Source organism: Myroides albus (genome assembly GCF_009711045.1).
Taxonomy (GTDB): Bacteria; Bacteroidota; Bacteroidia; order Flavobacteriales; family Flavobacteriaceae; genus Flavobacterium; species Flavobacterium album_A.
Genome location: NZ_WMJX01000102.1, coordinates 1 through 2,428 on the forward strand (window position 1 = coordinate 1; position 2,428 = coordinate 2,428).

Consider the following 2,428-nt stretch of genomic DNA (forward strand, 5'->3'; position numbering starts at 1 on the left):
CAGAACGCCTTATACCATAAGATAGAATCAAGCAGACTACAGTCTGTTTTTTTTATCTACAATGTTTGATTTTTTAAATATTATGTTAATTTAGCAGTTAAATTTATTTTGTTATGATAAGAGGTGTTTTTTTGTTTTTTTTTATGTTAATGAATTCACTGATGTTTGCTCAGATAGGTGTAGAAGTAGAGGTTCCTACAGAGATGGTGGATGTAAATGGTACGATGCGTATTAGAAATACAGATTATTTGAATGATGAAAGTTTAAAGCCTTTGTTTATAAATAATGAAGGGGTTTTAGGGATAAAAGTATTTAAAGAAGTACAATCTCAAGTTTTTTCAGCGCAAGGATTGAATAATGCTCCCCCATTAGGAGGAAGTGTTGAGTTTAATTCTAGAAAAAGAATTCATGTTCCTATAAATGTAAATGATGTTATTGTAAATAATCTTGGGCTAAGTCATGTCGGTGATGCGTTAAAAATAAATACTCCTGGGTTTTATAATTATAAAACATCAGTAAATATACGTAGCAAAGTTAATACAGAGAAGGATGGAGTATGGGTATTTACTGGTTTAGAAACAAGTAGTGATAATGGACAAAATTGGGAAACAAGGTCTCTTAGTTTACATAAAATCAAGAAAATAAATCAGTCATCTACTGGTTCTTCATATAATGGAGAGATTAGAAATTTGGTGATACCTTCTATTGTTTATGAACATAAAAAAGGTGATTTAGTTCGAATATTTATTGTTAGATCTGCTAGTGGTAGTGGTAGTGGTTTGCCACAAGGTGATGAAGTGACTGCTTTTGAGCTTTTTAATGATAATGGGTTAAAAACTTATAATTTGATAATTAGTAAAATGTAACAAAATTAAAATATTAAGAAGCATGAGGTATATAGGCGTTTTATTAACTTTCTTTTTTTCAATACCCATAATCTACTCACAAAAAATGGGAGTAGGTTTAGATGTACCAACAGAAATGTTAGATGTACAGGGGAAAATTAGATTGAGAGATGTTAAAGAGAGCAAAGCAGAAGGATTACGATCGTTGTATATTAGACAAGATGGTTTAATAGGAAAAAAAGAAGATGCAGTATTAATGACACAAGTTTATACTAATGTAGCTAGACAATCATTGCCAGTGAATACTTTAGGTAGTGAATATAATTCTGGAAAGGATATTATTATTCCTATTGATTTTGCTAAGACAGAGAATAATAATCTGGGGATAACACAACCTGAAAATACGTATAATTTAAGGATTGCTACTGAAGGATATTATGAGTATAATGCATTTCTTAATTTATATATGCAACCAATATCGTCAACAACGAATCCTTTTTTTGATATTATTGCAAAAATAGAAGTAAGTCAAGATAATGGAACAAGCTGGAATGTTGTTTCTGGTATACATTTTTCAAAAATGCTTGTTGCAGGTGTTTTTAGAAATGCAGTTATTCTTTTGCCTAGTGGCATTGTAAAACATAACGCAGGTGATCTTGTACGTATGAAATTAGCAAGAGTAAAAGATAATAATGGAAATTTAACAGGATTTTCAACAATGGAGTCATTTACTTTAGGGGCTACAAATAAGATTAGCCCATATACTATTATAATATTAAAACTATAGCTATGAAAGATAAAATATTAATAGTTTACTTGTTTTTTTTTAGTTTAGTTGGTTATACGCAAAATCTTGGAATAGGTACTGAGTTGCCACTAGAAAAACTCGATGTAAATGGTAAAGTAAAAATGAGGGAGATTAGTGAATTTGATAATGTTGGTGAGCGTAAATTATATATTGATGATAAGGGAACAGTTTTTACAAAAACGGAAGAAGCAATTGAAACAGAGGTTTTTATAGTAAGGAAATCAGAAGCATTCTATATCCCAAATGGGATAGCTGATTATAATACTTTAAAAACTGTAGTTCTTCCAATAAATATTAAGGATGCAACAGTTAATAACCTTGGTATTGAGCAGGGGAATCTTCCGAATACATTTAGGATTAAATACGATGGATATTATCTGTTTTCAGGATTTGTAAGTATGTTTCTGGCTAGTGATGATAATAAAACTGGAGTTTATTTCGGAATGAGAATTGTGAGTAGTAGTGATAATGGTAATACTTGGAATTTTGTTTCTGGAGGGGATCACAGTGCTGTTTTACCACATATTGATGGGTCATCAGTTCTTATTAATTTTCCATCAGTTGTTTATAGTTGTAAAGCGGGCGATTTGATAAGCATACATTTGAATAGGACACAAAATACAGAGAATAAACCATTTGGAGCTGATCTAAAAGGAACTTCCAGAAACTCTAAGGATATTGAAATTACAAATTGGGATTCATCTATACCATATACATTATTTATTACCAAGAAATAGTTTTACTGCTTTTAAACCGACAAAAGACTCTTTCATAG

Annotated in this window: 3 protein-coding genes; all 3 read left to right on the forward strand. The window is 30.4% G+C overall.

Annotated elements, in window-relative coordinates; genetic code table 11:
* Positions 1 to 113: 113 nt before the first annotated feature.
* The 3 genes from GJV76_RS15420 (at position 114) to GJV76_RS15430 (ending at position 2,390) form a co-directional block, all read left to right on the forward strand.
* On the forward strand, positions 114 to 866 hold the full coding sequence (locus GJV76_RS15420; protein WP_155093470.1) for a hypothetical protein: 753 nt from the start codon (positions 114 to 116) through the stop codon (positions 864 to 866).
* Between the two features lie 85 nt (positions 867 to 951).
* Positions 952 to 1,632, forward strand: coding sequence for a hypothetical protein (locus GJV76_RS15425; protein ID WP_155093471.1), 681 nt, complete (start codon positions 952 to 954; stop codon positions 1,630 to 1,632).
* A gap of 2 nt (positions 1,633 to 1,634) precedes the next feature.
* Positions 1,635 to 2,390 carry a hypothetical protein gene (locus GJV76_RS15430; RefSeq protein WP_155093472.1) on the forward strand — a complete coding sequence of 252 codons (756 nt, stop codon included), beginning with the start codon at positions 1,635 to 1,637 and terminating at the stop codon, positions 2,388 to 2,390.
* Positions 2,391 to 2,428 lie beyond the last annotated feature (38 nt).

Coding starts and splice junctions, on each gene's coding strand:
- GJV76_RS15430 (WP_155093472.1), top strand. CDS start 1,635: ATGAAAGATAAAATATTAATAGTTTACTTGTTTTTTTTTAGTTTAGTT.
- GJV76_RS15420 (WP_155093470.1), top strand. CDS start 114: ATGATAAGAGGTGTTTTTTTGTTTTTTTTTATGTTAATGAATTCACTG.
- GJV76_RS15425 (WP_155093471.1), top strand. CDS start 952: ATGGGAGTAGGTTTAGATGTACCAACAGAAATGTTAGATGTACAGGGG.